5 protein-coding genes are annotated in these 5,117 nt (G+C 69.7%); 3 read left to right on the top strand and 2 right to left on the bottom strand.

Annotated elements, in window-relative coordinates; genetic code table 11:
- The 3 genes from VGT06_09680 to VGT06_09690 form a co-directional block, all read left to right on the top strand.
- Positions 1-365, top strand: a 365-nt coding sequence (locus tag VGT06_09680) for a tripartite tricarboxylate transporter TctB family protein (protein ID HEV8663391.1), incomplete at its 5' end; no start/stop codon positions are given.
- Between the two features lie 4 nt (positions 366-369).
- Positions 370-1,878 (top strand): tripartite tricarboxylate transporter permease, encoded by a 1,509-nt coding sequence (locus VGT06_09685; GenBank protein HEV8663392.1) that lies wholly within the window; start codon positions 370-372, stop codon positions 1,876-1,878.
- Positions 1,879-2,086: 208 nt separating this feature from the next.
- A complete protein-coding gene (locus VGT06_09690; GenBank protein ID HEV8663393.1) occupies positions 2,087-3,235 on the top strand; it encodes a DUF748 domain-containing protein in 1,149 nt (382 codons plus the stop codon).
- A 50-nt stretch (positions 3,236-3,285) separates the two neighbouring features.
- Here the strand turns inward: VGT06_09690 and VGT06_09695 are convergent, their stop codons facing one another.
- Together VGT06_09695 and VGT06_09700 are read right to left on the bottom strand one after the other, a co-directional pair.
- Positions 3,286-4,413 carry an MBL fold metallo-hydrolase gene (locus VGT06_09695; GenBank protein HEV8663394.1) on the bottom strand — a complete coding sequence of 376 codons (1,128 nt, stop codon included), beginning with the start codon at positions 4,411-4,413 and terminating at the stop codon, positions 3,286-3,288.
- A 33-nt stretch (positions 4,414-4,446) separates the two neighbouring features.
- The gene (locus VGT06_09700) at positions 4,447-4,740 is read right to left on the bottom strand and encodes a hypothetical protein (GenBank protein HEV8663395.1); all 294 of its coding nucleotides are present in this window, start codon (positions 4,738-4,740) and stop codon (positions 4,447-4,449) included.
- Between the last annotated feature and the right edge of the window lie 377 nt (positions 4,741-5,117).

The raw sequence follows: 5,117 nt of genomic DNA on the forward strand, positions 1-5,117 counted from the left end.
ATCCCGGCCCGGCCCTCTTCCCCCGCATCCTCGCCACCCTCATGACCGCCTTCGGCGGGCTCCTGAGCCTGCGGGGGCTCTGGGCGCGGGATGCAAGCGACGCGGGGGCCTGGCGGTCCCTCCACCGCAACCCCGGCTTCCTCAACGCCCTGGTCGTGCTGGTGGGCGTCCTGGCCTACATCCTGCTCGTGGAGTGGCTGGGCTTCCTTCTCATGGGGGCGGCCGTCCTCCTCGGGATCATGTGGCGCCTGAAGGTCCCCTTCCCGAAGGCCTTCCTGGTGGCCGCGGTCTTCACCACCATCGTCCACTTCCTCTTCGCCAAGATCTTGCGGGTGCCGCTCGCCCTCGGCCTCCTCTGGTGGTGAGCCCATGATCGAGCAGCTCCAGGCCGCCCTGGTGATGCTGTCGAGCGGGAAAGTCCTGCTCACGATCATCGTATGCAGCATCTACGGCCTCTTCGTCGGCGCCATCCCGGGACTCACCGCCACCATGGCCGCGGCCCTGCTGGTCCCCTTCACCTTCTTCATGGATCCCCTTTCGGCGCGGGTCTCCATCGTCACCATGTCGGCCATGGCCATCTTCGCCGGCGACATCCCGGCAGCCCTGGGCCGGATCCCGGGGACCCCCTCCTCGGCGGCGTACACCGACGACTCCTACGAGCTGACCAAACAGGGGAAGGCCGAGCTGGTGCTCGGGGTGGACGTGGTGAGCTCGGCCGTGGGCGGCCTCTTCGGGGCGGTGGTCCTCATGGTCGCCGCGCCGCTGCTGGCCGAGGTGGCGCTCCGGTTCACCTCCTTCGAGTACTTCTGGCTCGCCGGGCTCGGGTTGAGCGCGACCGTGATGATCGCGAGCCAGCAGCCCCTCAAGGCCGGCCTGGCGCTCCTCGCGGGCCTCTTCTTTTCGACCGTGGGCCTGGATATCACGCTGGGCTACCCCCGGTTCACCTTCGGCAGCGTGGAGCTCCTCGGCGGAGTGAACTTCATCCCGGCCATGATCGGTCTCTTCGGCGTCTCGGAGGTCCTCCGGAACATGGCCGGCGCCCACCTCCAGTACCCGATCGCGCGCGTCAAGGCGGAAGGCATCTTCCGGGGCGTGGCCCAGACCCTCTGGCGGTACAAAACCAACATGGCCCGCTCGGGTGTGATCGGGGTCTTCATCGGCATCTTGCCCGGGGCCGGGGCCGACATCGCCGCCTGGATCGCCTACGCCGTCTCCCGGCGGTTCTCCAGGGAGCCGGAGAAGTTCGGCAAGGGGGCCATCGAGACCATCGTGGACGCTGGCACGGCGAACAACGCCTGCCTGGCCGGGGACTGGGTCCCGGCCCTCGTCTTCGGCATCCCGGGGGACTCCATCACCGCCATCGTGATCGGCATCCTCTTCATGAAGGGCCTGCGCCCCGGCCCGATGATCTTCGAGCAGCAGCCGGAGCTGGTCTACGCGGTCTACCTCTCCTTCATCCTCGCCAACCTCCTGATGGTCCCCTTCGGCTACCTGGCGATCAAGGCCAGCGGGACCATGCTCCGGGTGCCCCGGAACATCCTGATGCCGGCCATCCTGATGTTTTGCATCGTCGGGTCCTTCGCCATCAACAACAGCCTCTTCGACGTCGGGCTCATGCTGGCGATGGGCATCCTGGGCTACTTCTTCGAGGCCAACGGGATCCCGGTGGCGCCCATCGTGCTAGGCATGGTCCTCGGGCCCATCGTCGAGCAGAACTTCATGGTGAGCGTCATCAAGACTCAGTGGGACCTGACCCAGTTCTTCACCCGCCCGGTGAGCGCCGCGCTGGCCGCCCTGACCATCTTCACCTGGGCCGTGCCCCTCCTGCCCGTCGCGCGCCGGCAGCCGGCCTCCGCCCCGCCCGCTCCCGCCGCGTAGCCCTGGGCTCGCTCCCCACGCCGCTTCACCACACGATACGCGGCCACCGCTCGCGCGGCTGCCGCCTTGACACCGGCCGGCCTTCGTGCGAGCTATGGACTCCCGCGTTGCGCGTGGATTGGCAGAGTCCCGGCCCGGGCATCCACCGGTCCGGCGTGCCGGCATGCCCCCTGCTCTGCCAGCAACCATAAACGACTCGGGAGTGAGCATGGGCAACGGCAAGGGAAAGCGGTGGCGCCTCATCGCCCTCGTCGCGCTCCTCGTCCTCCTCGTGGCCAGCGCGGTCGGATTCCGGATGGCCGCCGGCGTTCTCAAGGGGAAGGTCGCGGAAGCCCTGGGGCCTGGGAGCGAGCTCCAGGACCTCCGCGTCGGGTGGTCCGGGGTGGTCGTGGAGGGGCTCCGCATCAAGGGCCCCCAGGGGTGGCCGGCGGCGGACACGCTGCGGGCCGAGCGGGTCCGGATCGTGCCGAGCCTGCGCAGCCTCTTCTCGGACCGGATCCGCGTCCGGTCCATCACCGTCGTCAGACCGTACCTCTCCGCGTGGCGGACGCGGGATGGGGCGCTGCGCGTCATCCCGAGCCTGCTGGCCGCGCCGGCGGACCGGCCGGCGGGCGCCGGCCGGGCGCCCCGCCCGGTCGCCATCGCGCGCATCACGCTGCAGGAGGGCGTGGTGGAGCTGTTCGACGCCACCGTGAGCCAACCGCCGCTGAAGACCCGCCTGGAACAGATCCGGGCGACGGTGCGCGACGTGGTGGCCCCGACCCTGGCGGGGAGGACCCGGTTTGACCTCACCGCCGTGGTGAAGGGGATCCAGCGGGATGGGCGCGCGAGCATCGCGGGGTGGGCCGAGCTCCGCAGCAGGGACTCCGCGGTGCAGACGCAGCTCCGCTCCGTGGATCTGGTGGCGCTCCAGCCCTACCTCACCCGGGCCGCAGAGACGCGGGTCCAGAAAGGCACGCTGGACCTGGACCTGCAATCCGAAGTGAAGCAGAACCGGCTCCGGGCGCCGGGGAAGATGGTGCTCTCGGACCTGGAGTTCGTCCCGGCCCGGGGCGCGTCGGACACGTTCATGGGCGTGCCGCGCGCCGCGGTCGTGGCCTTCCTGCAGAACAAGGAGAACAAGATCGCGGTGGAGTTCGTCATCGAGGGGGATGTCAGCAACCCGCGATTCACCCTCAGCGAGGGTCTCGCCACCCGCGTCGCGGCCGCCCTGGGCGAGCGCCTGGGGGTGAGCATCCGGGAGGTGGCCGAGGGAGTCGGCGGCCTGGCCCAGCAGGGCGTGGAAGCGGCGGGCGAGGCAGCAAAGGAAGTGGGAAGCGCCCTGGAGCAGCTCCTCGGCGGCCAGAAGAAGCGGTAGCCCGCGACCGGGATTGTCCGCACCCCCCCGCAGCGCGGGAGGCTGCCGCCCTAGATGCGATAGCTGCTCCGCGCGCCGGCGTGGGTCCACTCGGATTCGGTGACGCGGGACTTCTCCACGCTGGTGTCGCCGACGGCGAGGGGTTTGCCCGCCGCCCGCCAGGCCGCCGTCCCGCCCTTCACGCTCGCCACCTGCTCGATGCCGACCTGGAGGAGAAACTGGGCCGCCCGAAGGGAGCGCATCCCGCGCTCGCAGAGCGTCAGCACGGGACGATCCCGCGGCACCTCGGCCAGCCGTGAGGCGAGGTCCGCCTGGGGCAGGCTGACCGCCCCGGGAACATGGCCGTGGGCGTACTCCTCCGGCTCGCGGACATCCAGCACGACCGCATCGGACGGACGGGCTTCCAGGGCATCGAGGTCGATCTCCCGGACGGCGGGGGTGCCGCTCAGCATCGCCCACGGCATGTCGGCCAGCCCCCGGTTGGTCGCCTCGATGGCGGTCATGTTCAGGGGGCGGGCGGGTACGCCATCCAGAAGGGTGGAGATGAACCCGTTGCGATCGAGGCGCGCGAGCGGATTGTAGAGGCGCTCGAAGCCGATGGTCGTGCTGGGGCGGCCACACATCCCCTTCCCGCACGGCCCCTCGAAGTGGCCGGGGAAAACCGCCACCCAGTCCGGCAGCCTGAGCAGGCGCGTCAGGCTCTCATACTGCGCGGCAGCGTCGCCCCCCCCGAAGTCCGGCCGCCCCACGTCCCCCACCAGCAGCGAATCGCCCGTGAGCACCATGGACGGCTCCGGGCTGCGCGGCGGGTTCACGATCAGGATCGAGACCAGCTCCGCGCGATGCCCGGGCGTATGCCACACCCGCAGGCGCAACTGCCCCAGCGGCAACTCTTCCCCATCCTTGAGGGGGCGGAACGCGTAGGCCACCCGGGCCGCCTCGTGCAGGCAGAGGTCGGCCCCGTGCCTGGCCCGAAGCTGCCCGGCGCCCGACACGTGGTCCGCGTGAATGTGGGTATCCATCACGTAGCGCAGCCGGAAGTCGCGCTCCCGCAACAGGGCTTCGTACTGCTGCGTATCGAGCGACGGGTCGATGATGGCCGCGTCGTGCGACTGGCGGGACGCAATCAGGTACGACGCGCACCCACACCGTTCGTCCAGGATCTGCTTGAAGTACATCGGCTCGCCCCTCTGCCCCAGGATACGAGCCGTCTAGCCCGGCCGGAACATGGAGCCAAAGACCCGCCGGATCAGAGAGGCTCGCGTCCGCATTTCCTTCAGCTCCTCCAGTTTCCGCAAGAGGTCTTTTTCCATTTCCTGGGACTCCCGGTCGAAGGCGTCGAGCTGCCCATCTCCCTCCTGGCGGATCTGCTCCCGCAGTTGATTGATCCGATTCTGCTGCTCCTGGATCGGCAGCCTTCGCTCGTCCAGGATGGTGAGAAGCTCCTGGCGAAATTTGTCCATCAGGTGCAGGGGCGCCGCCGTCATCTGCTGGAGTCGCTCCATCTTTCCTTCCCCCCCTTCTTTCCCTCGCTTCCCCCGCCCACGGACACGATCGGTCTGGAGCACGGGCCACGCGCCCACTCAAAACACAAGGGCCTCCCCCGGCAGCTCATGGCCAGTGGAGGCCCTCCAAGAATCCCGTCGCCATCGCCTGCCCCCCGACCGGCGGGCCAGCGTGGAAAGCCTATCCCTCCCCAGGGGCGCTGTCAATGGAGAGGATGCGTCCCGCCTCCTTTATCCCCCGGACCCACGCCGACAGGGACGCCGGCCGCAAGCCCCATGAAGCCAAAGCCCGCACGGCCACTCGGCCGGCGGGCTGGCTGGCGAATCGAGCCGGGCTCCTCTCAGGCCCCTTCCCCGGGCTCCCCCGCGCTGTTGAC

Origin of the sequence: Candidatus Methylomirabilis sp., from assembly GCA_036000645.1 — a bacterium.
In the GTDB taxonomy this organism is placed as follows: Bacteria; Methylomirabilota; Methylomirabilia; order Methylomirabilales; family JACPAU01; genus JACPAU01.

Excerpts from the sequence above, each read along its gene's own strand:
- VGT06_09685 (HEV8663392.1), top strand. The coding sequence starts at position 370 with ATGATCGAGCAGCTCCAGGCCGCCCTGGTGATGCTGTCGAGCGGGAAA.
- VGT06_09690 (HEV8663393.1), top strand. The coding sequence starts at position 2,087 with ATGGGCAACGGCAAGGGAAAGCGGTGGCGCCTCATCGCCCTCGTCGCG.
- VGT06_09695 (HEV8663394.1), bottom strand. The coding sequence starts at position 4,413 with ATGTACTTCAAGCAGATCCTGGACGAACGGTGTGGGTGCGCGTCGTAC.
- VGT06_09700 (HEV8663395.1), bottom strand. The coding sequence starts at position 4,740 with ATGGAGCGACTCCAGCAGATGACGGCGGCGCCCCTGCACCTGATGGAC.